Here is a 25,401-nt window from a genome sequence, read left to right as displayed (position 1 = left end):
CGCCCTGCGCTCTGGACGGCATACCGACTGGTCGGCATGATGGCCTTCCGCTGTACTCACCACTCCGCACGGAGGTGCGCACCCATGACCTCAGCCCCGGCCGACCCGCGCGGCCTGGAACTGGAGCGGCTGCGCGGTCATCTCGACCGCGTGCGGCCGGGCCTCGTCACCGGACCGCTGCGCGGCCGGCTGATCGAAGGCGGCCGGTCGAACCTCACGTACGAGGTCACGGACGGGGCCGCCCGCTGGGTGGTGCGCCGGCCGCCGCTGGGCCACGTCCTGGCCACCGCGCACGACATGCGGCGCGAGCACCGGGTCATCGAGGCGCTGCACGGCACGGCCGTGCCGGTGCCCGAGCCGGTGCTGCTGTGCGAGGACGAGGCCGTGCTCGGGGCGCCGTTCTACGTCATGGAGTACGTGGACGGGGTGCCGTACCGGACGGCCGGCGAGCTCGGCGCGCTCGGCCCGGAGCGCACCCGGCGGGCGGTGCTGGGCCTGGTGGACACCCTGGTCGACCTGCACGCGGTGGAACCGGAGGCGGTGGGCCTGGGCGACTTCGGCCGGCCCGAGGGGTTCCTCGACCGGCAGCTGCGCCGCTGGGGCAAGCAGCTCGCGGCCTCCCGGGGGCGCGAGCTCGCCGGGATCGACGAGCTGCACGGCACGCTCGGCCGGACCCTGCCCGTCTCCCCCGCCCCGACGGTCGTGCACGGGGACTTCCGGCTCGACAACGTCCTGATCGGCGGCCCGGACGACACGATCCGGGCGGTGCTGGACTGGGAGATGTCCACGCTCGGGGATCCGCTGACCGACCTCGGGCTGCTCGTGATGTACAGCTCCGACCTGGGCCTGACCGCCTCTCCGGTCAGTACGACGAGCGGCGCACCGGGCCATCCGGCGCCCGCCGAGCTGGTCGAGCGGTACGCCGCCCGCTCCGGCCGGGACACCGGCGGCATCGCCTGGTACACGGCCTTCGCATGGTTCAAGCTCGCGGTGATCCTCGAAGGCATCCACTACCGCTACACGCTCGGGCAGACCGTCGGTGCGGGCTTCGACCAGATCGGCGAGCTGGTGCCGGTCTTCATCGAGCACGGACTGACCACCCTGCAGGAACTCCAGGAAGGCTGAGGCACGCACCCATGGATTTCGCATTCGACGCCCGGACCGAGGAACTCCGCGAGCGGCTGCTCGCGTTCATGGAGGAGTACGTCTACCCGGCGGAGCCCGTCGCCGCCGAGCAGCGCGCACGGCTGGCCTCGCCCTGGGACACCCCGGCCGTCTTCGGTGAACTGAAGGCCGAGGCGCGCCGCCAGGGCCTGTGGAACCTCTTCTTCGTGGACCAGGACCAGCACGGCCTCCCGGGCGGCGGCCACGGCGCCGGGCTGACCAACCTCCAGTACGCCCCGCTCGCCGAGATCACCGGCCGCAGCCCGCACCTGGCGCCGACGGCGACGAACTGCGCGGCCCCGGACACCGGGAACATGGAGCTGCTCGCGCAGTTCGGCGACGAGGCGCAGAAGAAGCAGTGGCTGGAGCCGTTGCTGGCCGGGGAGATCCGCTCCGCCTTCGCGATGACCGAGCCCGAGGTGGCCTCCTCGGACGCGACGAACGTCGAGACGCGGATCGAGCGCGACGGCGACGCGTACGTGGTCACCGGGCGCAAGTGGTTCATCTCCGGGGCCATGAACCCGGACTGCAAGATCTTCATCGTGATGGGCAAGACCGACCCGGAAGGCGCTGATCCGCGCCGTCAGCAGTCGATGATCCTGGTCCCGCGCGACACCCCCGGGGTCGAGGTGCGGCGCGCCATGACGGTCTACGGGTACGAGGACCACGACCACGGCGGCCACGCCGAGGTGGTCTTCGACGGGGCGCGGGTCCCGGCGGCGAACCTGATCGGCGAGGAGGGCAGCGGCTTCGCCATCGCCCAGGCCCGGCTCGGCCCGGGCCGCATCCACCACTGCATGCGGTTGATCGGCATGGCGGAGCGGGCGATCGAGCTGATGTGCCGGCGCGCGGTGGACCGTACCGCCTTCGGCAAGCCGCTGGCCGCCCAGGGCGTCGTACAGAACTGGATCGCCGACGCCCGGGTCACGGTGGAGCAGTTGCGGCTGCTGGTGCTGAAGACTGCCTGGCTGATGGACACGGTCGGGAACCGGGGCGCGCACACCGAGATCCAGGCGATCAAGATCGCTACCCCGCGGGCGGTCGTACGGATCCTGGACGACGCGGTGCAGCTGCACGGCGCGGGCGGGGTGAGCCAGGACTTCCCGCTGGCCGAACTGTGGGCGGCCGCGCGGACGCTGCGGCTGGCCGACGGTCCGGACGAGGTCCACCAGCGGTCGCTGGCGCGGCGGGAGCTGAAGCGCCACATGTAGGGGCCCGGGCGTGCGGCCGTTGCGCCTGAACCGCGGCCGGGCCGTGGGTCAGGCGCCGGCGCGGCCCGCCGCCGCGTCGATGACCTCGTCCAGGACCTCGCGGGAGCGGAGGAGGTCGCCGATCAGCTGGTCGATCCGCTCCCGCTCGGCGGACAGTTCGGCCACCAGCTGTGGGGTGGCGCGCACGGACGGGCCGCCGTCCTCGTCCCGCATGCAGGGCAGGATCCGCGCGATCTTCGTGCTGTTCAGGCCGGCCGCGTAGAGCTCCTGGATGCGGATGACCCGGTCCACGGCCCGCTCGGAGAAGTCCCGGTGGCCGCCGGGCGTGCGGTCGGACACGAGCAGGCCCTGGGTCTCGTAGTAGCGCAGCGAACGCTCGCCGACGCCGGTGCGCGCCGACAGTTCCCCGATCCGCATGGCCCACCTCGGTCTTGATTCTGACATCAATGTCAGGTTCTACGGTACCGGCATGACGCAGACACAGCAGGCTCCCACCGCATCCCGCCTCTTCGAACCGGCCCGCCTCGGCGGCCTGGAGCTGCCCAGCCGTCTGGTGATGGCCCCGCTGACGCGCAACCGCGCCGGGGCCGACGGGGTCCCCGGAGAGCTCATGGCCACGTACTACGCGCAGCGCGCCTCGGCCGGTCTGATCATCGCCGAGGGCACCACCCCGAACGCCGTCGGCCAGACCTATCCGCACATCCCCGGCATCCACAGCCCGGCGCAGATCGCCGGGTGGCGCCGGGTCACCGAGGCCGTGCGCGCGGCCGGCGGGCGGATGTTCCTCCAGCTCCAGCACGGCGGCCGGGTCGGCCACCCCGACACCAGCGGGCACGTCCCGCTCGCCCCGTCCGCGGTGCGGTTCCCCGAACCGCTGCACACGCCCGGCGGGCTGCGGGAGGCCGTCGTGCCCCGGGAGATGACGGCCGAGGACATCCGCTCGACCATCGCCGACTTCGCGGACGCCGCCCGCCACGCCGTCGAGGCGGGCTTCGCCGGCGTGGAGGTGCACTCCGCCAACGGCCACCTGCTCCACCAGTTCCTCGCGCGGAACACCAACCTGCGCACCGACGGGTGGGGCGGGTCGGTGGAGGGGCGGATCCGGTTCACCGTGGAGGTGGTGCGGGCCGTCGCCGAGGCGATCGGCCCCGAGCGGGTCGGCGTACGGATCTCACCCGGAGTGAACGTCAACGGCGTCGAGGAGGGCGACACCGAGGAGATCTACCCGGCGCTGGTCAAGGCGCTGGCGGACGTCGGACCGGCCTATCTGCACCAGGTCCACGCCGCCCCGGACCAGCCCGCCTTCACCGGGATCCGGCGGGCCTGGCCCGGCACGCTGATCGCCAACCCCGCGCTCACCCACGAGGAGGTCGCGGCCGACGGCGGCCGGCTGCGCGGCGAGCTGCTGCTGGCCGCGGGCGCCGATCTGGTCGCCCTCGGCCGCGGCTTCCTCGCCAACCCCGATTTCGTGGAGCGGCTGCGCACCGGCGCGCCGCTCAACGAGCTCCGCCCGGAGTTCCTGATGTACGTCCGGGGGGCGGAGGGCTACACCGACTACCCCGCGCTGGAGCGGTGACCCGTCAGGGACGCAGCGCGCGCAGCAGCAGGTCGGCGAGGTGGTCGGCGACCTGCTGCGGGGTGAGCGGGCCGTCCGCCCGGTACCAGGTGGACAGGTGGTGCACGGAGCCGAAGTGGTAGTCGACGACGAGGTCGGCGGGGGTGGCGCTGGAGAACACCCCGGTGCGCTGGCCCTCCTCGACCAGGGCCCGGAAGCGCTCGTGGTAGCGCCGGCGTTCCGCCCGGACCTGCTTGAACTTCTCGGGGCTGAGCTGGTGCATCGACCGGAAGAAGATCATCGCGTCGTCGAGGTTCTCGATGGTCGTGACGACCACGTCGGCGGCGGCCGCCCGCAGCCGCTCCTCGACGGGCGCGTCGGAGTCGGCCACCGCGTCGAGCCGCTGCTGCTGCAGGCGCAGCATCCGCGCGTACACCTCGTGCAGCAGGTCGTCCTTGGACCCGAAGTAGTGGTAGAGGGCGCCCTTGGTGACCCCGGCCGCCTCGACGATCTCCTGGACGGAGGTGCGGTCGTAGCCGCGCTCGGCGAAGAGCCGGGTGGCGACGGCCAGCAGCCGCTGGGGTACCGGGGCCTCGTGCGTGCCTGCGGGTTCGGTGGTCCTGACCGCCATGGCGCTGACCTTCCCTTCCTGATTCCTGCCTGGTCACTGCGACCAGCTGTACGACCGTCCGACTGTTTTCAGCCGCGATCGCGCAGTTCCCGTCGCAGGATCTTGCCACTGGTCGTCTTCGGAAGGACAGGCAGGATCTCCACCTGACGCGGGTATTTGTACGCGGCGATGCGCTCGGCGCAGTAGGCGGACAGTTCCTCCGGCTCCGCCGAGGCCCCGGGGCGCAGGCTCACGTAGGCCTTGACGCTCTCGCCGCGGTACGGGTCGGGGACGCCGACCACGGCGGCCTCGCGGACGGCGGGGTGGGTGTAGAGCACGTCCTCGACCTCCCGCGGCCAGACCTTGAAGCCGGAGGCGTTGATCATGTCCTTCTTGCGGTCGACGACGTAGAGCCAGCCCTCGGGGTCCATGAAACCGACGTCCCCGGTGCGCAGTTCTCCGCCGGGGAAGGCCTGCGCGGACGCCGCGGGCAGCCCCCAGTAGCCGGGCACGACCTGGGGGCCGCGGACGGCTATCTCGCCGGTCTCGCCGAAGGGGACCTCGGTGCCCTGCTCGTCGAGGATGCGGACGACGGTGTCGGCGCCGGGCAGGCCCACGGAGAGGGTGCCGGAGGCCGGGTCGACGGGGGCCTCGAGGTGGACGGGCACGCTGGCGCAGGGGGCGGTGCACTCGGTCAGGCCGTAGCCGTTGCGGAGGTAGAAGCCGAAGGCGGCGCGCAGGCGTTCGACGAGGGCGGGCGGGAGCGGGGCGCCGCCGGAGGAGATCACCTGGAACGAGGCGAAGTGGTCGGGGGTGACGGCGGGGTGCGCGGCGAGGGCCATGAAGGCGGTGGCCGGGCCGACGGTGTAGGCGGGGCGGTGTTCGAGGAAGGCGTCGAGGACGGTCCCCGCCTCGAAGCGGTGGGCGAGGACCAGGGTGCCGGCGTTGACGAAGCAGGCGGCGAGCTCGCAGACCATGCCGGTGATGTGGAAGAGGGGCGCGAGGGCGAAGTAGCCGGCCCCCTCGGGGAGGGGGTGGGAGGTGACCTGCCGTACGGCGTTGTACGTGAGCGCGCCGTGGGGGTTCATGGCGCCCTTGGGGGTGCCGCTGGTGCCGGAGGTGTAGCTGATGAGGGCGGTGTCGGCGGCGGTGAGCCGCGGGTCGTCCGGCGCGGGGCGCCCGCCGCGGGCCACGGTGAGGAGGTCGGCGGTGTCCGCTCCGGACGAGGGGGCGGGTACGGCGGCGGCGGGCCCGTCGGGGGCGGGCCCGTCCGGGGCGGCCGGTCCGCGCTGGGCCGGCAGGCCGGGCCGGGCCCGCGGACCGGACGCGTCCGGTCCGGGCCGCGGGTCGAAGACGCGGGGGTCGAGGACGCGGGGGTCGTCGCGCGTCTGGAAGTCCAGGTCCGAGGCGGTCAGGACGGTCCGTACGGCGGTGTCCCGCGCGGCCCCGTCCAGGTACTCCGTCCACGCGCGGCCGTCGCAGACGAGCGCGGCGGCCCCCGAGTCGCGCAGGACGTGCCGGACCTCGCCGGCCTTGTACATCGGGTTGACCGGGACGACGACGGCCCCGGCCTTCCAGGCGGCGAGGACGGACAGCACGAAGTGCGGGGTGTTCTGCAGCATGACCGCGACCCGGTCCCCGCGGCGCACGCCGCGCGCCGCGAGGTGACCGGCGACGGAGTCGGAGAGCGCGTCGGCCTCGGCGTAACCGATCCGGCCGTCGAAGTAGGCGAGCGCGGTGCGCTCCGGCGCCCGGGCGGCGGCCTCGCGGAAGGCGTGCAGCACGGTGGGCGGTGGCGCTACGGGCTCCCGCTGGGCCGGGGCGAGCAGCCCCAGCCACGGCCGGGCGGCGTACGAGGAGGTCACCGGGTCTCCCATTTCTGCTGGAGGTGGTTCATGCCGCTCAGCCAGCGGTCCGGCTCGGTGGCGCGGGCTGCGTAGAAGTCGGCGACCTCGGGGTGCGGGAGGATCAAGAACCGGCCCTTCTCCATGGCGTCGAACAGTGCGTCCGCGACCGCTTCCGGCTCGATCGCGGTCGGCGCCAGGACCAATTCGCCCGCCGAGCCCGCGGCGGTCAGCATGTCGGTGCGCACCCCTTGTGGGCAGATCGCGTGGACCTGGACACCGCGGTGGCGGTAGGTCAGCGAGAGCCATTCGGCGAAGGCGAGCGCGCCGTGCTTGGTGACACTGTACGGGGCCGCTCCGATCATGGTCAGCAGTCCCGCGGCGGAGACGGTGGACACGAAGCGGCCGGTGCCCCGCTCCAGCCAGTCCGGCAGCAGCAGTCGGGCGGCGCGCACGTGGGCCATGACGTTGGTGTCCCAGGCCGCTTCCCAGACGGCCTCGTCGGCGAAGGCGTCGCCGCCCGAGGCGAGTCCGGCGTTGGCGCAGTAGACGTCGACCGTCCCGCCGAGGGCCTCGCGGGCCTCGGCCACGATCGCCGAGGCGTCGCCCGGCACGGCGATCGCCCGGGCCCCGATCGCGCCCGCCACCGAGGCGGCCTTGGCCGGGTCGAGGTCGTTGACCACGACCGTGGCGCCCTCGGCCGCGAAGCGGTGTGCGAGGGCGGCGCCGATGCCGCCGCCCGCGCCGGTGACGACGACTCGCTGGTCCTGGTACGCGTTCACGGGGATCACCTTTCGTGCGGCCGGAGGCCGGGGGCCGGGGGCCGGCGGCCGAGTGCCGAGTGCCGGATATCCGATGCGGATGGCGGCAGACTAACCAGTCGGTATGTGCGGGTGGAAGGGGTCGGACCCCTAGCGTGGCCGGATGACGCTGTCGCGACGCGGGGTGCTGGGACTGGCGGGGGCCTTGGGATCGGTGAGAACGGCGGGGGCCGTGGGGGCCGTCGGAGCCGTGGCGGCCGTGGGAACGGCGGGGGCTGCCGCGGGGGCGTCGGCGGACCGGGTGCGTACCGGCTTCGAGCGGCTCGCCGCGGACGGGTACGCCCTCCTGGCCGGGCAGAAGGTCGGGGTGGTCACCAACCCCACCGGGATCACCGCCGACGCCCGCCACCTGGTCGACGTCCTGCACGCGGACGAACGCGTGGACCTGGTCGCGGTGTTCGGGCCCGAGCACGGGTTCCGCGGCACGGCGCAGGCCGGCGACTCCGAGGGGGCCTCCCGTGATCCGGCGACCGGGCTGCCGGTGTACGACACGTACGACAAGAGCGGGCAGCGGCTCGCGGACGTGTTCACGGCGGCCGGGGTCGACACCGTCGTCTTCGACATCCAGGACGTGGGGGCGCGCTTCTACACCTACATCTGGACCCTCTACGACTGCATGCGCGCGGCCGCGCTCGCCGGCAAGGCGGTGGTGGTGCTGGACCGGCCGAATCCGGTGGGCGGCCGCCGTGCGGCGGGGCCCGTGCTGGAGCGGCCGTACGCGAGCTTCGTGGGCCGGGAGCCGATCGCGCTCGCGCACGGGATGACGGCGGCCGAACTGGCCCTGCTCTTCAACGGCGAGTTCCTGTCCGACCGTCCGGTGCGGCTGCGGACGGTGGCGATGTCCGGGTGGCGGCGGCAGTCGTTCTTCGGGGAGACCGGGCTGCCCTGGGTGCCGCCGAGCCCGAACATGCCGACCCCGGACACGGCCCTCGCGTACGCCGGCACCTGCCTGTTCGAGGGGACGAACCTCTCCGAGGGGCGCGGCACGACCACGCCCTTCGAGGTGGTGGGGGCGGAGGGGATCGACCGTCGGTGGGCGGAGGCGGCGAACGCGCTGGGCCTGCCCGGGGTGTGGTTCCGGGAGGCGTACTTCACGCCGACCTTCTCGAAGCACGTGGGGAAGGTGTGCGGCGGGGTCCGGCTGATCGTCCACGACCGGGAGGCCTTCGACCCGGTACGGGCGGGAATCGGGTTGCTGGTCACCGCGCGGCGGGCGTGGAGCGGCTTCGGCTGGCGGACGGACCACTGGATCGACCGGCTGACCGGCTCGGACCGGGTGCGGACGATGGTGGACGCGGGGGCCGGGGTGGAGGAGGTCGTGGGCGACTGGGCGGCGGGGCTGGCGCGGTTCTCGGCGGCGCGCGGGGAGTACCTCCTCTACGAGTGAGCCGACCGCGTCGGGGGGCTGGCCGGGCGGGCGCGTCAGCAGGATGCTGACAGCACCGGAGGCACGGCATGGAGGGGGACGTCATGGCGGACATCGGCGGCGGGTTCGGCACGACCGGGCAGGCGACGACCGGGCACGGGGCGACCATGCACGGGACGGCCGGGCTCGGGATCACGGCGCCCGGGACGGCGGCCGGACTCACGGCGAGGAACGGGCCCGGGCTCACGGCCGGGATCGGCGTGGGGCCGTACGCGGAGCTGACCTTCGACTCCGAGGGGGACGTGGACCGGGCCACTCAGGGCACGGTGGCCCGCATGGAGGCCACGGACGTACTGGTCTTCGCGCACGGCTGGAACAGCGACCGGTCCACCGCGACCCGGCTCTACGACCGCTTCTTCGCCCCCTTCCCGGCGCTGGTGGGGTCGGGGGTACGGCTGGGGTACGTAGGCGTCGTATGGCCCTCGATGCGGTTCTCCGACGAGCCGATCCCCGACTTCGACGCACCCGGCACCCTCGGGGAACCCGGCTTCGGCACGGCGTTGGACCCCCTCACCCGGCGGGCGCTCGCGCAGTTCTGGCCGGGACGGCAGGCGGAGCTGGACCGGGTGGCGGAGCTGCTGGAGGAACGGCCGGAGTCGCCGGCCGCGTTCATCGAGTTCGGCGCGCTCGTACGGGAGCTGGCGGGGGTGGACGCGGCGCCCACGGTGGCGGCTGTGGCGGTTCCGGCCCTTTTCACGGACGACGTGCTGGAGGTGTGCCGGGCCCTCTCCGTGGCCCTGGTCGCGGCGGGCGCGGCGGCCGGCGGCGCCGAGGGGCCCGCTTCGGCGTCCGGCGGACCGGGCCCCGGGGCCGGTGGGCTGGTCCTCGGGGCCGACGGGCCGGCGTCGGCGGTCGGCGGTCAGGCCTTCGCGGTCGACGGCGCCCTGCGCGGTCTGTGGGGCGGCGCCAAGGAGCTGCTGCGGCAGGCGACGTACTACAAGATGAAAAAGCGGGCGGGTGTGGTCGGCGACCGCGGCCTCGGCCCGGTGCTGGCCCAGCTGGCCGCCGAGCGCCCGGCCCTGCGCTTCCACTTGATCGGACACAGCTTCGGCGCGCGGGTCGTGTCCTTCGCGCTGCGCGCGGTGCCGGACGGCGCCCGGTACGTGAAGTCGGTCACCCTGCTCCAGGGGGCGTTCTCCCACTACGCGTTCGCCGACCGGCTGCCGCACGACCGGAACAACGGCGGCGCCCTGCGCGGCCTCCAGCGCAGGGTCGACGGGCCGGTCGTGGCCTGCCACTCCCCGCACGACTCGGCCCTCGGGCTGTTCTACCCGCTGGCCTCCCGGATGGCAGGGGATTCGGCCGGAGTGCTCGGCTTCGACGAGCGGTGGGGCGCCCTCGGGCACGACGGGGTGCAGGCGGTGCCGGGCGCGCCGCGGCTGAGCCTCGCCACCGCCCTGCGCGAGGGGGTGCCGACGGCCGGTTGCGTCAGTGTGGACGCGGGCTCGGTGGTCCGCCGCGGCGGTGCTCCCTCGGGGGCGCACAGCGACATCTGCCACGAGGAACTGGCCCGGGTGGTGGTGGCCGCGGGGCGCATGGGGCGCTGACTTCCGGCCATGTGCCACCCGCACGCCTCGACCGCCCCCGCATGCGCCCGGCCCCGGCAGGGCATGTTGGGCACATCGGCGGAGGTGATGGTGTGATGGCGGGATTCCGGAGTCTGGCCTACCAGGTGCGCGACGCGCGCAATGACCGGGCCTTGCGGCGCCACTCGCTGCGCCGTTGCCTGGAGCGGTTCGCGCCCTACGGGCACCGGGCCACGTGGTGGCACCTGTGCGACCGGCACGGGATCGCCCCCGAGGACCGGGGGGCGGATCCGCTGCGGCTGGTCGCCGCGCTGGAGGAGCTGGAGGACGCGCGGGCGGTCTGGCTGGCGTACGAGCGCCAGTTCGCGGAGCGGCGCCGCCGGGAGAAGCACGACGGGCTGCGCCGGCCGGAGTGGGCGTGGGGCGGGAGCGGGGACGCGGTGGTGCGGTGCGCGGATCCGGGCGTGCGGCCGGAGGGGGCGCTGGGCGAGGTGCTGCGCCGGCTGGTCCGGGCGCTGGAGTCGGAGCCCGGGACGGGGTGCCCGGTCTGCGGGGACACCGAGCTGCGGTGGCCGGCGGTGACGGCGATGGGGCCGTGGGAGGGCGCCTGGGCCTGGGACGGGCCGGTGTGCGCGGGCTGCGGGATCGTGGTGCCGAGACCGGCGCTGGCGGAGACGCCCGCGGCGGGAGCGGCGTGAGGACCGTGCTGCTGGCGTCGGTGAACGGCGCCCGGAGCGCCGCCGACGGCCCGGCCGTGCCGATGTCGCCGGCGGATCTGACGGAGTCGGCGCTGGCGGCGGTGGCCGCGGGCGCCGGTGAGGTGCTGGTGCACCCGCGGACGCCGTGCGGGCGGGAGAGCCTCTCGCCGCGGGTGGTGGGACCGGTGCTGGCGGCGATGCGGGGCGCGGGGGTCCACGTACCGCTGTCGGTGCCGGCGGCCATCGGGGCCGAGCGCGATCCGGCGGGGCGGCTGGAGCGGGTGCGGTCGTGGACGGTGCTGCCGGACCGGGCGGTGGTGCACTTCGGGGAGCCGGGGGCCGGGGAGCTGGGGCGGGCGCTGCTGGCGCGCGGGGTGTCGGTGGACGCGGTGGTGCCGGTGGGCGGACCGGCCGGCCCGGAGCCGATGGCACGGTTCCTGGCCTGGCCGGTGCGCGAGCCCGGGCGGGTCCGGCTCGCGGTCGAGCTCGCGGAGGCCGATCCGGCGCTGGTGGCGGGGCTGCGCGGGCTGCCTCCGGTGGCGGTCCTGGTGTACGGGCGGGAGGCGGCCGCCTGGCCGGTGCTGCGGCTGGCCGCGCGCTGCGGAACGGGTGCGCGCACCGGCGTGGGCGACGTACTGCACCTGCCGGACGGGCGGCCGGCGCGGTCGACCGCCGAACTGGTGGCGGCGGCCCGGGAACTGATACGGCGGGGCGCGGCCGCCCCGGGGGTTACAGCCGCGAGCCGGTGAGGCGCTCGCCGAAGACGTCGTCGGGGTTGGACAGGGCGCAGGTCTTCATCGAGAGACAGCCGCAGCCGATGCAGTCCGTGAGGTGGTCGCGCAGCCGTCCGAGCCGCATGATCCGCTCGTCGAGCTCGGTGCGCCAGGCCTCGGAGAGGCGGGCCCAGTCCTCGCGGGTGGGCGTGCGTTCCTCGGGGAGCCGGGCCAGGGCGTCGCGGATGCTGGCCAGCGGGATGCCGACGCGCTGGGCGGCGCGCACGAAGGCGACGCGGCGCAGCGCGTCACGGGTGTATCGGCGCTGGTTGCCGGCAGTGCGGCGGCTGCTGATCAGGCCCTTGGCCTCGTAGAAGTGGAGTGCGGAGACGGCCGCGCCGCTACGGGCGGACAGCTGGCCGACGGTGAGCTCGTGGACTTTCTCGGGAATCTGCGGCACCCGGCCGAGGGTAGTCGGAGGTCCGTTGACATACACATGCGGTCCCAGCATGCTGAGCAAGCGCTTATTCGTCCGTGAGAGGCAGGAACAGGCATGTCCGAGCCGAGGGTCTTCACGTCCGCCGAGGAACTGCGCGCCGGGATCGGCGCGCCACTCGGCCCCAGCGAGTGGCTGGAGGTGGACCAGAAGCGGATCGACCTCTTCGCGGACGCCACGGGCGATCACCAGTGGATCCACGTGGACCCGGAGCGGGCCGCGGGCGGACCCTTCGGTTCCACCATCGCGCACGGCTATCTGACGCTGTCCCTGCTGCCCGCCCTGGTGCCGCAGATCATGCGGGTCGAGGGCATGAAGATGGGTCTCAACTACGGGACGAACAAGGTCCGTTTCCCCGCGCCGGTGCCGGTCGGCTCGCGGCTGCGCGCCACGGCCGCGATCACGGAGGTCACGGAGGCGGCCGGGGGCGTGCAGGTCACGGCCACGGTGACGGTCGAACGCGAGGGCGGCGACAAGCCGGTGTGCGTGGCCGAGTCGGTGTCCCGGTACTACTTCTGACGGACGGACCGCCCCCGGCGGACCGCTTCGGGCAGCCGTCTCAGGCGGACTGCTTCACGCGGACCGCTTCACGCGGACCGCTTCACGCGGACCGCTCAGGCGGGCTGCCTCAGGCGGGCTGCTTCCGGGGGCGCGGCCGCGCGGCCACCATGCGGAGCACGAGGTCGGCGTAGAGCCCGCCGACCTCGTCGGGCGTGCGCTGTCCGGCCGCGTTGAACCAGCGGGCCACGTCGATGCACAGCGAGAGCACCGCGAGGGTGGTGCCCGGTACGTCGGGCACGTCGAACTCCCCCGCCGCGACCCCGTCGGCGAGGATCCGGCGGACGGCGGCGTCGCTCTGCCGGCGCAGTGCCACGATCTCGGAGCGGTGCTCCGTAGCGAGGGCGTCGAGCTCGTACTGGACCACGCGCGCGGTCGTGTGGTGCGCCGCGTGCCAGCGCACGAAGGACCGCACGGCGGCGTCGAGCCGCTCGGCGGCGCAGCCGGGCCCCTCGGCCGCGGTGGTCAGGATCTCCAGCGCCTTGTCGTGGCCGATCCGGCTGATCCGGTGGAGCAGCTCTTCCTTGGTCTTGTAGTGGATGTAGAGCGCGGCCGGACTCATGCCGGCCCGGCCCGCGATGTCACGCGTGGTGGTGGCGTGGTACCCGCGCTCGGCGAAGGCCTCGACGGCGGCGACGAGCAGCCGCCGGGCGGCGTCGGGCGTGACCTCGGACCACGGCCGGTCACGCTCGACCGTCTCCTCCGCGCTGTCCATCGCCCGCTCACCTCTTCACCGTGTCTTCACCGAGTGGAAGTGAACACCCTACCGGAGGGTGAGCAAGCGCTTAGTGCGGACGGGCCGACTACTTAGGCGAGAAGGGGTCGTACTCGGCCATGATCTTCTCCATCCTGGCCTGATCCACCCTGCTGACGATCTGCGTGACCTCCTGGCGGTCACGGATCACCTTGGCGAGGGTGAAGGCCGAGGTGGTCAGGTAGAGGACCGCGATGCCGAGGAAGGCACGGACCCAGCCGTTCGCCTCCAGGTTGTAGATCCCCACGGACACGGCGCCGATGGCGATGCCGAAGGAGGCGACGGCCTGGCCGTAGTACGCCCCCGTGCTCTGCTGCTTGACCGGTGTCTCGTTCATGGGTCGAGCATCGGGCGCGGCGGTGTCGGACACATCCGCACACGTACTCATACGGGTACTCATCCGGCTCGGCCGGCCGGGGCTCAGAAGGCGGAAACCCCGGTGCGGGCACGGCCGATGAGCAGTTTCTGGATCTGGCTGGTGCCCTCGTACAGGGTCATGACGCGGGCGTCGCGCAGCAGTTTGCCGGCCGGGTACTCGTCGATGTAGCCGTAGCCTCCGTGCACCTGGAGGGCGTTGCTCGCGGCGCGCACGGCGGCCTCGGAGGCGAAGAGCTTGGCGGTGGAGGACTCGGTGGCGAAGGGCTGGCCGCGGTCGATGAGGTCGGCGACCCGCCAGGTCAGCAGCCGGGCCGCGTCCACGTCGACGGAGATGTCGGCGATCAGCTCCTGCACCAGCTGGTGGTGGGCGATCGGCTTGCCGAACTGCTCGCGCTGGGCGGCGTACGAGACGGCCGCGTCCAGGGCCGCCTGCGCGATGCCGACGCAGCCGGCGGCGACCGACATCCGGCCCTTGGCGAGGGCGGACATGGCGACCGAGAAGCCCTTGCCCCCGGGGCCGAGCAGCGCGGAGGCGGGGACGCGGACGCCGTCGAGGGCGAGCTCGGCGGTGGCCTGGCCGCGCAGGCCCAGCTTGCCGTGGATCTCGCGGCGGGTCAGGCCCGGCGTGTCGGTGGGGACGAGGAAGGCGGATATCCCGCGGTGGCCGGGCTCGTCGCCGGTGCGGGCGAAGAGCAGCACCACATCGGCCCAGGTGCCGTTGGTGATGAACATCTTGCTGCCGCTCATGACGTACGCGTCCCCCTCGCGCACGGCGCGGGTGGTGAGGGCGCCCGCGTCGGAGCCGGTGCCGGGCTCGGTCAGGCCGAAGCAGCCGAGCGCCTCGCCGGAGCAGAGGCGGGGCAGCCAGGCGTGCTTCTGCTCCTCGGTCCCCCACGCCGCGATCGTCTTGGCGACCAGGCCGAGGGAGACGGAGACGATCCCGCGCACGGCGGAGTCGCCGCGTCCGAGCTCCTCGGTGACGAGGACGTAGGCGAGGTGGTCGCCGCCGGAGCCGCCGTACTCCTCGGGGACGGTCAGGCCGAGGAAGCCGAGGTCGCCGAGCTTCTTGACGATGGACCGGTCGACGCTCTCGGCGCGGTCCCACGCGGCGGCGTACGGGACGACCTCGCGCTCGGTGAACTCGCGGGCGAGCCGGCGTACGGCGCTCTGCTCCTCGCTCAGCTCCAGGTTCACCGGGCACCTCCGGGCGTGTCGTCCGGGGCTTTAACTAGCACCGGTAGTTTATGGCGGCCGGGCCCTACTATGTGGCGCATGGCCAGACCGCGCAAGCCCCTCCTCAGCCGCGACCTCATCGTCGAGGCGGCCGGCGCGCTGGTGGACGCCGAGGGGCTGGAGGCGGTGTCGACACGGCGACTGGCGGCGGCGCTCGGCGTCAGCGGACCCTCGCTCTACAACCACTTCCGCACCAAGGACGAGATCCTGGACGCGGTGGCGGACGCGGTGAGCGCACGGGTCGACTTGTCGATGTTCGACGGCGGCCTGGACTGGCGGGCCGCCCTGCACGCGTGGGCGCACTCGTACCGCGACGCCCTGGCGGACCATCCGAACATCGTGCCGGTGCTGGCCCGCGGGCCGGGGCGCCGCCCGGCCGGACTGCGGCTGGCGGACGCGGTGTTCGGCGCGATGACGGCGGCCGGCTGGCCGCCGGCGCAGGCGACCCGGATCGGCGCGCTGATGCGGTACTTCATCCTGGGCTCGGCCGTGGGCTCCTTCGCCCGGGGTTTCGTGGACGACCGCGCCGCGTACGACCCGGCCGACTACCCCCACCTGGGCCAGGCCCACCTGCTGGCCGAGCGGCAGCGCGAGGTGGACGAGGGCGCCTTCGAGACGGGCCTCGCGGCCCTGCTGGACGGCCTGGCCCTCCAGTACGAGGCGGTGCAGGAAACCGCATGACACCCGGGCCCCCCTTGATCACGGCCGCGCGGGCGCGGGGAGGGACCGGACGGGGCCCGGGGCCGGTACCGCTAGAAGATGACCAGGGAGCGGGCGCCCTTGCCCGCCAGCATGGCGTCGAAGGCGGCCGGGATGTCGTCGAGGGTGATGCGGTCGGTGACCAGGGCGCCGAGGTCGAGGCGGCCGGCGCGGACGTGTTCGGCGATCACCGGCAGGTCGCGGGCGGGGTCGCTGTTGCCGTAGACGCAGCCCGTGAGGGTGCGGGCGAAGTGGAAGATCTCCAGGGCGTGGAAGGTGACCTGCTGGTCCTTGCCGCCGATGCCGACGACCGTGGTGCGGCCGCCGCGGCGGGTGGACTCCCAGGCTCCGCGGATGGTGTCGGCCCGGCCGACGCACTCGACGGCGACGTCCGCGCCCTGCCCGCCGGTGAGCGCGCGGATCTGCTGGGCGGTCGTGTCGGAGGCGAGGACGAACTCCGTGGCCCCGGCCGCGCGGGCCAGTTCCTCCTTGGCCGGGGACACGTCGACGGCGATGACCGGGCCCGCCTGCGCGATCCGGGCGGCCTGGAGGGCGGCCAGGCCGACCCCGCCGACGCCGAAGACGGCCACCGACTCGCCCGGCCGGACCTGGGCACTGTGGTGGACGGCCCCGTAGCCGGTGAGGACGGCGCAGCCGAGCAGGGCGGCCTCGGCCAGCGGGATCCCGGCGGGCGCGGGCAGCACGCAGTCGGCCGCCACGACGGTCTCCTCGGCGAAGGCGGCCACGTTCAGCCCGGGGTGCAGCTCGGTGCCCTGCGCGTCGTGCGCGTAGACCGCGCCGACCCCGCTGAGCGCCTTGGCGCAGAGCCACACCTCACCGATGGTGCAGTGGTGGCACTTCCCGCAGGACGGGGCCCAGTTGAGCACCACGCCGTCGCCGGGCGCGACGTGCGTGACGCCCTCGCCGACGGCGAGGACCGTGCCCGCGCCCTCGTGGCCGAGGACGGCGGGCACGGGCACCCGCATGGTGCCGTTGGTGAGGGAGAGGTCGGAGTGGCAGACCCCGGCTGCGGCGAGCCGTACGCGGACCTGCCCGGGACCGGGATCGGGCAGCACGATCTCCCGTATCTCCAGCGGGGCTCCGACGGCGGGCAGGATGGCGGCGCGGACCATGGTCGTCGTCTCGTCTTTCCGGTGCTGGGGAGGGTGGAGGGGCGGGGAGCGCTGCGGTGTCGCGGGATCAGAACTGCAGGGACTTGGTCTGGAGGTACTCCGCCAGGCCGTGGGGGCCCAGCTCGCGGCCGACGCCCGACTGCTTGTAGCCGCCGAAGGGCGCGAGGATGTTGTAACGGCCGCCGTTGATGTCCACCTGGCCGGTGTCCATGCGCCGGGCGAAGGCCGCGGCCGTCTCCTCGTCCGCGGCCCAGACGGCGCCGCCGAGGCCGTAGACGGTGCCGTTGGCGATGCGCAGGGCCTCCTCCTCGTCCTCGTAGGCGAGGATCGACAGCACGGGGCCGAAGATCTCCTCCTGGGCGATGGTCATGTCGGGGGTGACGTCGGCGAACACGGTGGGGGTCACGAAGTAGCCCTGCTCCTGAGGCGCGTCGAGCCCGCCCGCGACGAGGCGCGCGCCTTCCTCCACGCCCTTGGCGATGAAGCCGCGGACGCGTTCGTGCTGCTTCGCGTTGACGACGGGGCCGATGCGGGTGCCGGCCTCGCGGGGGTCGCCGGTGGGGTATTCGGCGACGGCGGCGGCCGCGAGCGAGACCGCCTCCTCGTACTGGTCGCGGTGGACGAGCATCCGGGTGAGCGCGTTGCAGCTCTGGCCGGAGTTGTTCATGACGTGGCCGACGCCTGCCGCGACGGCCTTGGCGAGGTCGGCCCCGGGCAGGATGACATTGGCCGATTTGCCGCCGAGTTCGAGGGCGACGCGCTTGACGGCGGCGCCGGCCGTGGCGCCGATCTTCCTGCCCACGGCGGTGGAGCCGGTGAAGGAGACGAAGTCGACCCCCTCGTGCGCGGCCAGCGCCTGCCCGGCGACCGGACCGGTACCGGTCACCAGGTTGAAGACTCCGGCCGGGATCCCCGCGTCGTGCACGGCCTGGGCGAAGAGCTGTGCGGTCAGCGGGGTGTCCTCGGCCGGCTTGAGGACGAGGGTGCAGCCGGCGGCGAGAGCGGGCGCCACTTTTGCAACGACTTGGTACAGCGGATAGTTCCAGGGCGTGATGGCGCCCACCACACCGACCGGCTCCAGCAGGACGGTGGAGTTCCCGAGGCGCTCCTCGAAGGCGTACGAGGCGGCCATCTCGGCGAAGGAGGCGGTGACGGCGATCGACCCTCCGACGTGGACCGCCTTCGCGAAGGGGAGCGGGGCGCCCAGTTCTGCGGTGACGGTCTCGGTCAGCTCGCCCTTGCGGGCCTGCAGTGCGTCGCGGAGCGCTCCGATCAGGGCCGCGCGCTCGGCCGCAGGCGTGGCCGCCCAGCCGGGCAGGGCCGCACGGGCCGCGCGTACGGCCGCGTCCACGTCCTCGGCGGTGCCGGCCGGGACCTCGGCGATGACCTCGCCGTCGGCCGGGTTGACGACCTCGATGCGGTCGGCTCCGACGGCGGGCCGCCACGCGCCGTCGATGTACATCCCGTCCTGGGCCTTCATGGCGTTCCTCCCGAGTGCGTACGCGTCTGCGCGTGGGTCCGACCTCCCCGACACCCTACAAACTAGCGGCGGTAGTTTTTATCGGCCAGGGTGCCCGGGGTCAGATGATGCCGAAAAGCATCCCTGCCGCGAGGACGACGAGAGAGGTCAGAGCCGCCCATTTCACGGTGAACCGGGTGTGGTCGCCGAACTCGACCTTGGCCATGCCGACGAGCACGTAGACGGCCGGCACCAGCGGGCTGGACATGTGCAGCGCCTGGCCGACGAGGGAGGCGCGGGCGATCTCCAGCGGGGAGACCCCGTGGGCGGCGCCGGCCTCGGCGAGGACGGGCAGGACCCCGAAGTAGAAGCCGTCGTTGGACATGAAGTAGGTGAGCGGCAGGCTGAGCAGCCCGGTGACCAGCGCCATGTGCGGGCCCATGCCCTCGGGGATGGCGCCGACGAGCCAGTCGGCCATGTGCTTGACCATGCCGGTGCCGGTGAGGACCCCGGTGAAGACGGCGGCGGCGAAGACCATTCCGGCGACGTTGAGGACGTTGTCGGCGTGGGCGGCGATCCGGGCCTTCTGGTCGGGCATGTGCGGGAAGTTGACCGTGAGCGCGAGGGCGGCGCCGAGGAGGAACAGCACCGGGATGGGCAGCAGCTCCGTGATCATCGCGGTGAGGAGCGCGACGGTGAGAGCGGCGTTGAACCAATAGAGGCGCGGGCGCAGGGTGGGGCGCTGCGGATCGAGGCCCTGGAAGCCGCCGTCGGCGCCGGCGCTGCCGTGGTCGCCGGGGGCGGCGGACCCGGGGGCCTCCGCGGACTCGGCACCGGGACCGGAAGCGGGACCGGCGCCGGACTCCGGGCCCGAGCCAGGGGCGGGGGCGAGGGTGGCGGCCGGGGCGCCACCGGTGGTGCTGAGGCCGGAGCCGGCCGCGACGAGGGCCGCGGACTCCTGCCCCGACTCCCGCTGTGCCTCCGACTCCGACTCGGTCGCCCCGCCGGGGAGGACGAGGAGGCCGACCCGGCGGCGCTCCTTCACGCCGAGGACGTACGCCAGGACGAACACGAAGAGCAGGCCCACCGCGAGGGCCGGGATCATCGGGACGAAGATGTCGGCGGCGTCGAGCTTGAGGGCGGTGGCGGCGCGGGCCGTGGGGCCGCCCCAGGGCAGGGTGTTCATGACGCCGTTGGCCGTCGCCGCAACGCCCGTCATGACCACCAGACTCAGACCGAGCCGCTTGTACAGCGGGTACATGGCCGAGACGGTGATCATGAAGGTGGTCGATCCGTCGCCGTCGAGCGAGACGATCGCGGCGAGGACGGCCGTACCGACCACCACCCGCATCGGGTCCGCCTTGCAGAAGCGCAGGATGCCGCGCACGACCGGGTCGAAGAGGCCGACGTCGATCATCACGCCGAAGTAGACGATGGCGAACATCAGCATGGCGGCGGTCGGCGCGAGCTTGCCGACGCCGTCGATGACGTAGTCGCCGAGGTGCGCGCCCTTGCCTGCGAACACGCAGAAGAGTGCGGGGATGAGGACGAGGGCCGCGATGGGCGACATTTTCTTCATCATGATCAGCACCAGGAAGGTCGCGATCATGGCGAAGCCGAGGAAGGTCAGCATGGGGGGAAGGTAGGTGCCGCCTCCTGGGGCCAACAAGACGTCCACGCGTGAGCAATACGAGCAAAACCCCAGCTCAGGGCAGGGGTGTGAGCTCGACGGGGAAGCCGTTGAGCACGGCCGTGCCGGACAGCCTGTCGAGTCGGGTGCCGTTGAGCAGCTGGTTGACGTTGACGCCGGGCGCCGCGGCAGCCACCGCGAGGCGGGCGCCCGCGCGGTCGTGGCCCCAGCCGTGCGGAAGGCTCACCACACCGGTGCGGACGGCGTCGGTGACCTCCACCGGCACCTCCAGGCTTCCGCCTTCGGCGCTGATCCTGGCCCGGCCGCCGTCGGTGAGGCCCAGCCGGTCGGCGTCCTGCGGGTGGATCTGGAGGGTGCAGCGGTTGGAACCTCCGGTGAGGGCCGGGACGTTGTGCAACCAGCTGTTGTTGGACCGCAGATGGCGGCGGCCCACGAGCACCAGGGCGGCGGGGCGGTCGGCGAGCGCCGCGCGCAGCTTGGGGAGCTCGGCCGCGATCGGGTCCGGGAGCAGCTCGATCCTGCCGCTGCGGGTCCTCAGCACGCCCGGGAGCCGGGGCCGCAGCGGGCCCAGGTCGATGCCGTGCGGGTGCGCGAGCAGCCGCTCCAGGTTGAGCTCTCCCTCGTCCGCCGCGCCGAACCGGTCCCCGTACGGTCCGAGTCGGAGCATGAGGTCGAGCCGGCGCTCGGGGCCGTTCTCGCCCGTCAGGAGGCCGGCGAGGCGTGCCGGGTCCTCCCCGTGCAGGGGCGAGCCCGGGTCGGCGGTCTCCTTGGCCAGGGTGCCCTGGACGGCCAGTTCGTCGACGGCCTCCGGTCCGGCCGATCCGTGCATGCCGGAGACGGCCAGGACGAGGCGCGCGTGGATCTCGCACTCGTCGAGGCGGCCGGCTTCGAGCGGGACGGCGGCGCGGGTGTAGCGGACCTGATTGCGGACGGCGAAGCCGTTGAAGGCGAAGTCGTGGTGGGCGCTCTGCGAGGGCGGCGGCGGTGGCAGGACGACGTGGGCATGGCGTGAGGTCTCGTTCAGGTACGGGTCGACCGAGACCATGAAGTCGAGGCCGGCCAGGGCCCGGTCGAGCCGGTCTCCGTCGGGTGCGGACAGGACCGGGTTCGAGGCGATGGCGATGAGGGCGCGGATCCGCCCCTCCCCCGGGGTGTCGATCTCCTCGGCCAGGGCGGCGGTGGGCAGTTCGCTCTTGACCTCGGGGTGACCGCTGACCCGGCTGTGCCAGCGGCCGATGGCGAACCCCTTGCCGGGCCCGGCGGGGCGGGGCCGCGGGCCGGCGGCCGGGAGCGGGAAGAGGGCTCCGCCCGGCCTGTCGAGGTTGCCGGTGAGGATGTTCAGCACGTCGACCAGCCAGCTGGCCGGCGTGCCGTACTCGACGGTGCAGCTGCCGATCCGCCCGTAGACGGCGGCGGTCGGCGCGGCCGCGAGCTCGCGGGCGAGGGTGCGGATCTCGTCGGCCGGGAGGTCGCAGGCGGGGGCGACGGCCTCAGGAGTGAAACTCCCGAGGGCGGCCTCGAGTTCCCCGAGTCCCTCGATCCGTTCTTCGAGCGCGCCGGGGGCGGCGAGCTTCTCGGCGAGCAGGGTGTGCGCGAGGGCGGCGAGCAGCAGGGCGTCGCTGCCGGGGCGCGGCGGGAGGTGACGGTCGGCGAGCGCGGCGGTCCGGGTGCGGCGCGGGTCGACGACGACCAGGGTGCCGCCGCGGGCGCGCAGCGCCTTGAGCTTGCCGGGGAAGTCGGGGGCGGTGCACAAGGAGCCGTTGGACTCGACGGGGTTGGCGCCCAGGAGCAGCAGGAAGTCGGTCCTGTCGAGGTCGGGGACCGGGATGGCGAAGGGGTCACCGAAGAGCAGCCCGCTGGAGACGTGCTTGGGCATCTGGTCGAGCGTGCTGGCGGTGAACAGGTTGCGGGTGCCCAGGGCCTTGAGGAGCAGCGGCGGGTAGAGGGCGCCGGCCATGGTGTGGACGTTCGGGTTGCCGAGGACCACGCCGACCGACTGGGCGCCGTACTCCCGCACGAGTGCGGGGACGGCGGCGGCGATGGCGTCGTAGGCCTCCTCCCAGGTGGCCTCCCGCAGTCGTCCGTCACGCCGGACGAGTGGGGTGCGGAGGCGGTCGGGGTCGGCGTCGAGCTGTCCGAAGGCGGCGCCCTTGGGGCAGATGAAGCCCTTGCTGAACACGTCGTCGCGGTCACCGCGGGCGCCGGTGACCGCGGTGCCTTCGATGGTCAGCGTGAGGCCGCAGGTGGCTTCGCAGAGGGGGCAGATGCGCAGGGCGGTGCGGGGCATGGGCCCTCCATGGGCGGCAGGCAACGGCACGGGCACGCGGGGAACACCGAGCATACCGACCGGTAGGGAGGGAGGGGAGGGGCCTGCGGGACCGAGTCCGGGCCGTGGAACGCACGCCGGAGCCGGGGCCGGGGCCCCGGGGGTCGGGGAAGCGGAGGGCGCGGGGGTCAGTCCAGTACGCGGGCGAGGTACGCCTGCATCATCGCGCGGGTCTCGGCGACGATGTCGGGATCACCGGCCGGGTCGGTCCGGAAGGCCAGTTGGATGAGGGCGTCGGTGGCCTCGACGGCGACGAGGACCGCCCGCTCCAGTACGGCGTCCGGGGCCAGGCCGAGGTGCGTGGAGAGCAGTTCGGTCAGGCGGGCGGCGACCTGGTGGTTGGGGTCGGCCTCCGGACCCTCGGCAGGCGGCGCGGGGACGCCGAAGTCGACGAGCGCGAATCCGGGGACGCTGCGCTTCATCGCCAGGTACTCGTCCAGTACGGCGTCCACGACGGGCCGCCAGTCGGTGGCGGGGAGGCCGGCGAGCCGGTCCGCGATGCCGTCGGCGTAGCGGTCCAGGTTGCGGTGGGCGAGGGCGATCGCCATGGCCCGCTTGTTGCCGAAGAAGCGGTAGACGGAGCCGATCGGCACTCCGGCGCGCAGGGCGACGGCGCGGGTGCTGAGGTTCTCGTACCCGGTCTCGTCCAGCAGCTCGGCACAGGCGTCGAGGATCCGGGCGAGCCGGTCGGCGCTGCGCTGCTGGACGGGCGTACGGCGCAGTGAGTGGGCGGGAGGCACGGGGTCCATCATGCCGCTCCTCGCTTCCGGGGTCGGCAGGGGCCTCAGTTCAGCAGGAGGCTGAGGCCCCCGACCGTATACGTGATCATCAGCGCCAGCAGTGGCAGTTGGCCGGCCACCGCCTTCGCGGGCGGGAAAAGGCGTACGGAGCGGTCGTGGGCGGCGACGACGCCGAGCACGTGGCCGGTGACGACGGCGAGGACCTGGAGGGTGGCGAGGGCGCCGGGACCCAGTGGTGGGGCGGGTTCGGGGGCGTTGTCAGTGCCCAGTGCCATGCTTACTGTGCGTGGTCCTTCGACTACCAGGAGGGAGAAGTAGTGGGCGATGAGATAGCCGAGCGCGATCGGCACGAGTGAGTGCGCGAAGGCGGTGAGCGGGCCGGGGTGCGGGCCGCTGACGAGGCGGGTGGCGGCCGCGCACAGGCAGTACAGGGTGGCGACGAGGGCGATGGAGGCGAGCAGTCCGAGCGTGGCCGCGGGGGTGCGGCCGAGGGGGGAGGTCTGTACGGCGTTGATCCAGGAGGGGTTGTCGGAGAAGCCGTCGTAGGCGGTGGAGCCGAGCAGGACGCAGACGGCGGCGACGAGTCCGGGCCGCTCGGGCGTCGCGTCGAGTCCGTGGAAGGGGTTGCGGAGGACGAGGCGGCCGTCGCTGCGACGGCCGAGGGGGGAGAGCCGGGCGAGGAGGGCGGAGTACGCCTCGAAGGCGTCTCCGTCGTCGAACCAGCGCTCGCCGAAGCGGGCGGCGAGCAGTAGCTGGACGGTGGCGTAGCCGGTGAGGGCGATCAGGAGGGTGGTGGTGGATGCGGGATCGGGAGCGACGAGTTCGAGCCAGGTGAAGCCGAACAGCCCGGCGGCTGCGGGCCATTGGCCCAGCCGGGCGGGGAGGGGGCGGTCGGGGCCGCGGCGCAGGGCCCGGGAGAGCAGGCGGTGCAGGGTGCGGAGCGGATTGAGCAGGCGCCAGACGGGGCCGAGGAGGAGGGAGGCGGGGACGAGTCCGACCCAGAGGAGGACGTAGACGGCGCCGGGAGCGGGGTTGTGCGCGGGGTCGTCGGGACCGAGGAGGAGGTGGAGCAGGACGGCGAGTCCGGCGGTGAGTCCCAGTCCGCGCAGGGCGATTCGGGTGGTCGGCGCGTCGGCCACCCGCTGGAGGCCGGCGGGCAGGGCGAGCCCCGAGTGCTCGCCGCCGAAGCGGGAGGTGGACCAGAGGAGGCCGAGCGCGAGGAAGGAGACGAACAGCGCGGCGAAGGCGCCGGCGAAGGCGTAGAAGGGCGAGATCGGCAGATCGTGCTGGGAGCCGATCCCGTGCGCGAGCACGGCGAGTGGATCGGTCGGGTGAAGGACCACGCCCTGACCGACGCCGCCACCGCCGAGGCCCGACGCGTCGGCGCCCGACGCTCCGAGGCCGGACGCGCCGAAGCCGGAGGCGCCGAAGCCGGAGGTGGCGCTGCCGAAGCCGACGGGGCCGGAACCGGCGGGGCTCACCGCCGCCCCGCCCGGGTCCGCGACCCTCCGTCGCCCGGTGGGGTCATCGGACGAGGAGCTGGGTCAGGACGAGGTGGGACCCGTGGGTCTCGACCTCGAAGAGGCCCGTGCGGTCTGCCGTCAGGATCAGGGTGGCCTCCTGGCCTGCCGGCAGGGCGAGCTCCTTGTCATAGCCGTGGACGTGCAGGGTGTCCGCTCGGTCGCTCGTGACGCGCAGGGCGACGCGCTCCCCGCGCCGCAGCTCGGTGCGGGCGGGGGCCGGGCTGACCTTGCCGTCCCGGACGGTGACGGTGACGGTCCGGGCGGCCTGCTGCGGATCCGATGGCTTCGGCGCGGCCTCGGTCTCCCCGTGGCTGTGGCCCGCGGAGGCGCCCGGGACGGTGGCCGTGAGCTGGGCCGTGGCCTCCACCGGCTTGCCGGACACCGCCCAGGCGGTGTGGTCGTCCGCGTAGAGGCGGACGGTCAGGGTGTGCGCGCCCTCGGGGACCTGTGCGGCGGGCAGGTGGAACCACGGGCCGTACAGCCGGGCGACCTTGCGTCCGTCGAGCTCCAGGTGGGCGTGGCCGGCGCCCGGGAGGGCGGCGCCGCCGGTGCTGTCGGGGGTGAAGCGGTAGTTCTTCACCGTCAGTTGGAGGTTCCAGCCGTCCTCGGAGTCCGGGCGGACCGCCAGCTGGACCTCCGGCGCGCCCTGGGCCGGGACCTCGCGGAGCCGGTGGCCGGCGCCGTCGTCCGTGGCGAGCAGGGTGCCGACGTTGCCGGAGGCCTGTTCGTGGCTCGTGCCGGGCTTGTGGTGGGTGGTGGCCCGCCCGCCGCAGCCCGTCGCCGCGCCGCACGCCAGGAGCAGGGCGAGGGCGAGCAGGGCCGCGCTGCGGGCGGCCCGGCGGGTCCTGCGGGCCGCGCGGGGCGGCGTACAGCAGGCGTCGCA

General features: G+C 73.9%; 24 protein-coding genes. 9 read left to right on the top strand and 15 right to left on the bottom strand.

Annotation, left to right across the window (positions count from 1 at the left end; genetic code table 11):
• The first annotated feature begins 84 nt into the window (after window positions 1-84).
• The gene (locus ACFYP3_RS15535; RefSeq protein WP_388831865.1) at window positions 85-1,125 is read left to right on the top strand and encodes a phosphotransferase family protein; all 1,041 of its coding nucleotides are present in this window, start codon (window positions 85-87) and stop codon (window positions 1,123-1,125) included.
• Window positions 1,126-1,136: 11 nt separating this feature from the next.
• A complete protein-coding gene (locus ACFYP3_RS15530) occupies window positions 1,137-2,375 on the top strand; it encodes an acyl-CoA dehydrogenase family protein (RefSeq protein ID WP_388831863.1) in 1,239 nt (412 codons plus the stop codon).
• A 48-nt stretch (window positions 2,376-2,423) separates the two neighbouring features.
• Here the strand turns inward: ACFYP3_RS15530 and ACFYP3_RS15525 are convergent, their stop codons facing one another.
• A complete protein-coding gene (locus tag ACFYP3_RS15525) occupies window positions 2,424-2,792 on the bottom strand; it encodes a MerR family transcriptional regulator (RefSeq protein WP_388831861.1) in 369 nt (122 codons plus the stop codon).
• A 52-nt stretch (window positions 2,793-2,844) separates the two neighbouring features.
• Between ACFYP3_RS15525 and ACFYP3_RS15520 the strand changes: the two genes are divergently transcribed.
• Window positions 2,845-3,951 carry an alkene reductase gene (locus tag ACFYP3_RS15520; RefSeq protein ID WP_388831859.1) on the top strand — a complete coding sequence of 369 codons (1,107 nt, stop codon included), beginning with the start codon at window positions 2,845-2,847 and terminating at the stop codon, window positions 3,949-3,951.
• A 4-nt stretch (window positions 3,952-3,955) separates the two neighbouring features.
• Here the strand turns inward: ACFYP3_RS15520 and ACFYP3_RS15515 are convergent, their stop codons facing one another.
• The 3 genes from ACFYP3_RS15515 to ACFYP3_RS15505 all read right to left on the bottom strand — a co-directional run bounded on the left by ACFYP3_RS15515 (window position 3,956) and on the right by ACFYP3_RS15505 (window position 7,175).
• A complete protein-coding gene (locus ACFYP3_RS15515) occupies window positions 3,956-4,561 on the bottom strand; it encodes a TetR/AcrR family transcriptional regulator (RefSeq protein WP_388831857.1) in 606 nt (201 codons plus the stop codon).
• A gap of 68 nt (window positions 4,562-4,629) precedes the next feature.
• Window positions 4,630-6,417, bottom strand: coding sequence for an AMP-binding protein (locus ACFYP3_RS15510; protein WP_388831855.1), 1,788 nt, complete (start codon window positions 6,415-6,417; stop codon window positions 4,630-4,632).
• Entirely contained in the window at window positions 6,402-7,175 is a 774-nt protein-coding gene (locus tag ACFYP3_RS15505) for an SDR family oxidoreductase (RefSeq protein ID WP_388831853.1), read from the bottom strand. The genes ACFYP3_RS15510 and ACFYP3_RS15505 overlap by 16 nt, the downstream gene beginning before the upstream one ends.
• A 133-nt stretch (window positions 7,176-7,308) precedes the next feature.
• Here ACFYP3_RS15505 and ACFYP3_RS15500 point away from each other — a divergent pair, with 133 nt between their 5' ends.
• The 4 genes from ACFYP3_RS15500 to ACFYP3_RS15485 all read left to right on the top strand — a co-directional run bounded on the left by ACFYP3_RS15500 (window position 7,309) and on the right by ACFYP3_RS15485 (window position 11,604).
• Window positions 7,309-8,592, top strand: a complete 1,284-nt coding sequence (locus tag ACFYP3_RS15500) for an exo-beta-N-acetylmuramidase NamZ domain-containing protein (protein ID WP_388831851.1) — start codon at window positions 7,309-7,311, stop codon at window positions 8,590-8,592.
• A gap of 68 nt (window positions 8,593-8,660) precedes the next feature.
• Entirely contained in the window at window positions 8,661-10,178 is a 1,518-nt protein-coding gene (locus tag ACFYP3_RS15495; protein ID WP_388831849.1) for a serine-threonine protein kinase, read from the top strand.
• A 95-nt stretch (window positions 10,179-10,273) separates the two neighbouring features.
• A complete protein-coding gene (locus ACFYP3_RS15490) occupies window positions 10,274-10,855 on the top strand; it encodes a hypothetical protein (protein ID WP_388831847.1) in 582 nt (193 codons plus the stop codon).
• The gene (locus ACFYP3_RS15485) at window positions 10,852-11,604 is read left to right on the top strand and encodes a 3-keto-5-aminohexanoate cleavage protein (protein ID WP_388831845.1); all 753 of its coding nucleotides are present in this window, start codon (window positions 10,852-10,854) and stop codon (window positions 11,602-11,604) included. The genes ACFYP3_RS15490 and ACFYP3_RS15485 overlap by 4 nt, the downstream gene beginning before the upstream one ends.
• Here ACFYP3_RS15485 and soxR read toward each other — a convergent pair.
• A complete protein-coding gene (soxR, locus tag ACFYP3_RS15480; protein ID WP_388831843.1) occupies window positions 11,585-12,028 on the bottom strand; it encodes a redox-sensitive transcriptional activator SoxR in 444 nt (147 codons plus the stop codon). The two genes, ACFYP3_RS15485 and soxR, sit on opposite strands and share 20 nt — an antisense overlap.
• Window positions 12,029-12,121: 93 nt before the next feature.
• Between soxR and ACFYP3_RS15475 the strand changes: the two genes are divergently transcribed.
• The gene (locus ACFYP3_RS15475; RefSeq protein WP_388831841.1) at window positions 12,122-12,583 is read left to right on the top strand and encodes a MaoC family dehydratase; all 462 of its coding nucleotides are present in this window, start codon (window positions 12,122-12,124) and stop codon (window positions 12,581-12,583) included.
• 109 nt (window positions 12,584-12,692) lie between these two features.
• Here the strand turns inward: ACFYP3_RS15475 and ACFYP3_RS15470 are convergent, their stop codons facing one another.
• From ACFYP3_RS15470 to ACFYP3_RS15460, 3 genes are all read right to left on the bottom strand, one after another.
• A complete protein-coding gene (locus ACFYP3_RS15470; protein WP_388831839.1) occupies window positions 12,693-13,337 on the bottom strand; it encodes a TetR/AcrR family transcriptional regulator in 645 nt (214 codons plus the stop codon).
• A gap of 88 nt (window positions 13,338-13,425) precedes the next feature.
• Window positions 13,426-13,713 (bottom strand): YiaA/YiaB family inner membrane protein, encoded by a 288-nt coding sequence (locus ACFYP3_RS15465; protein WP_388831837.1) that lies wholly within the window; start codon window positions 13,711-13,713, stop codon window positions 13,426-13,428.
• 83 nt (window positions 13,714-13,796) lie between these two features.
• Window positions 13,797-14,948: an acyl-CoA dehydrogenase family protein gene (locus ACFYP3_RS15460; RefSeq protein ID WP_388831835.1), complete on the bottom strand. Its 1,152-nt coding sequence runs from the start codon at window positions 14,946-14,948 to the stop codon at window positions 13,797-13,799.
• Window positions 14,949-15,017: 69 nt separating this feature from the next.
• Here ACFYP3_RS15460 and ACFYP3_RS15455 point away from each other — a divergent pair, with 69 nt between their 5' ends.
• Window positions 15,018-15,668, top strand: a complete 651-nt coding sequence (locus ACFYP3_RS15455; protein ID WP_388831833.1) for a TetR/AcrR family transcriptional regulator — start codon at window positions 15,018-15,020, stop codon at window positions 15,666-15,668.
• Between the two features lie 71 nt (window positions 15,669-15,739).
• On the opposite strand, the gene ACFYP3_RS15450 is transcribed toward ACFYP3_RS15455, so the two are convergent.
• The 7 genes from ACFYP3_RS15450 to ACFYP3_RS15420 all read right to left on the bottom strand — a co-directional run bounded on the left by ACFYP3_RS15450 (window position 15,740) and on the right by ACFYP3_RS15420 (window position 25,335).
• The gene (locus tag ACFYP3_RS15450) at window positions 15,740-16,819 is read right to left on the bottom strand and encodes a Zn-dependent alcohol dehydrogenase (RefSeq protein ID WP_388831831.1); all 1,080 of its coding nucleotides are present in this window, start codon (window positions 16,817-16,819) and stop codon (window positions 15,740-15,742) included.
• 67 nt (window positions 16,820-16,886) lie between these two features.
• Window positions 16,887-18,299 (bottom strand): aldehyde dehydrogenase family protein, encoded by a 1,413-nt coding sequence (locus tag ACFYP3_RS15445; RefSeq protein WP_388831829.1) that lies wholly within the window; start codon window positions 18,297-18,299, stop codon window positions 16,887-16,889.
• 100 nt (window positions 18,300-18,399) lie between these two features.
• Window positions 18,400-19,911 carry a CitMHS family transporter gene (locus ACFYP3_RS15440; RefSeq protein WP_388831827.1) on the bottom strand — a complete coding sequence of 504 codons (1,512 nt, stop codon included), beginning with the start codon at window positions 19,909-19,911 and terminating at the stop codon, window positions 18,400-18,402.
• Window positions 19,912-19,984: 73 nt separating this feature from the next.
• Window positions 19,985-22,216: a molybdopterin-dependent oxidoreductase gene (locus ACFYP3_RS15435; RefSeq protein WP_388831825.1), complete on the bottom strand. Its 2,232-nt coding sequence runs from the start codon at window positions 22,214-22,216 to the stop codon at window positions 19,985-19,987.
• A 167-nt stretch (window positions 22,217-22,383) separates the two neighbouring features.
• On the bottom strand, window positions 22,384-23,004 hold the full coding sequence (locus ACFYP3_RS15430; RefSeq protein ID WP_388832189.1) for a TetR family transcriptional regulator: 621 nt from the start codon (window positions 23,002-23,004) through the stop codon (window positions 22,384-22,386).
• Between the two features lie 35 nt (window positions 23,005-23,039).
• A complete protein-coding gene (locus tag ACFYP3_RS15425; protein WP_388832186.1) occupies window positions 23,040-24,338 on the bottom strand; it encodes a hypothetical protein in 1,299 nt (432 codons plus the stop codon).
• A 181-nt stretch (window positions 24,339-24,519) separates the two neighbouring features.
• Window positions 24,520-25,335 carry a hypothetical protein gene (locus tag ACFYP3_RS15420; RefSeq protein WP_388832183.1) on the bottom strand — a complete coding sequence of 272 codons (816 nt, stop codon included), beginning with the start codon at window positions 25,333-25,335 and terminating at the stop codon, window positions 24,520-24,522.
• Window positions 25,336-25,401 lie beyond the last annotated feature (66 nt).

The organism is Streptomyces sp. NPDC005533, assembly GCF_042871845.1.
Lineage (GTDB): Bacteria > Actinomycetota > Actinomycetes > Streptomycetales > Streptomycetaceae > Streptomyces.
This window is presented reverse-complemented; position numbering and strand designations above follow the sequence as displayed.

Coding starts and splice junctions, on each gene's coding strand:
- ACFYP3_RS15530 (WP_388831863.1), top strand. CDS start 1,137: ATGGATTTCGCATTCGACGCCCGGACCGAGGAACTCCGCGAGCGGCTG.
- ACFYP3_RS15535 (WP_388831865.1), top strand. CDS start 85: ATGACCTCAGCCCCGGCCGACCCGCGCGGCCTGGAACTGGAGCGGCTG.
- ACFYP3_RS15465 (WP_388831837.1), bottom strand. CDS start 13,713: ATGAACGAGACACCGGTCAAGCAGCAGAGCACGGGGGCGTACTACGGC.
- ACFYP3_RS15510 (WP_388831855.1), bottom strand. CDS start 6,417: ATGGGAGACCCGGTGACCTCCTCGTACGCCGCCCGGCCGTGGCTGGGG.
- ACFYP3_RS15515 (WP_388831857.1), bottom strand. CDS start 4,561: ATGGCGGTCAGGACCACCGAACCCGCAGGCACGCACGAGGCCCCGGTA.
- ACFYP3_RS15450 (WP_388831831.1), bottom strand. CDS start 16,819: ATGGTCCGCGCCGCCATCCTGCCCGCCGTCGGAGCCCCGCTGGAGATA.
- ACFYP3_RS15490 (WP_388831847.1), top strand. CDS start 10,274: ATGGCGGGATTCCGGAGTCTGGCCTACCAGGTGCGCGACGCGCGCAAT.
- ACFYP3_RS15445 (WP_388831829.1), bottom strand. CDS start 18,299: ATGAAGGCCCAGGACGGGATGTACATCGACGGCGCGTGGCGGCCCGCC.
- ACFYP3_RS15475 (WP_388831841.1), top strand. CDS start 12,122: ATGTCCGAGCCGAGGGTCTTCACGTCCGCCGAGGAACTGCGCGCCGGG.
- ACFYP3_RS15430 (WP_388832189.1), bottom strand. CDS start 23,004: ATGGACCCCGTGCCTCCCGCCCACTCACTGCGCCGTACGCCCGTCCAG.
- ACFYP3_RS15455 (WP_388831833.1), top strand. CDS start 15,018: ATGTGGCGCATGGCCAGACCGCGCAAGCCCCTCCTCAGCCGCGACCTC.
- ACFYP3_RS15525 (WP_388831861.1), bottom strand. CDS start 2,792: ATGCGGATCGGGGAACTGTCGGCGCGCACCGGCGTCGGCGAGCGTTCG.
- ACFYP3_RS15470 (WP_388831839.1), bottom strand. CDS start 13,337: ATGGACAGCGCGGAGGAGACGGTCGAGCGTGACCGGCCGTGGTCCGAG.
- ACFYP3_RS15440 (WP_388831827.1), bottom strand. CDS start 19,911: ATGCTGACCTTCCTCGGCTTCGCCATGATCGCGACCTTCCTGGTGCTG.
- ACFYP3_RS15495 (WP_388831849.1), top strand. CDS start 8,661: ATGGAGGGGGACGTCATGGCGGACATCGGCGGCGGGTTCGGCACGACC.
- ACFYP3_RS15520 (WP_388831859.1), top strand. CDS start 2,845: ATGACGCAGACACAGCAGGCTCCCACCGCATCCCGCCTCTTCGAACCG.
- ACFYP3_RS15435 (WP_388831825.1), bottom strand. CDS start 22,216: ATGCCCCGCACCGCCCTGCGCATCTGCCCCCTCTGCGAAGCCACCTGC.
- ACFYP3_RS15500 (WP_388831851.1), top strand. CDS start 7,309: ATGACGCTGTCGCGACGCGGGGTGCTGGGACTGGCGGGGGCCTTGGGA.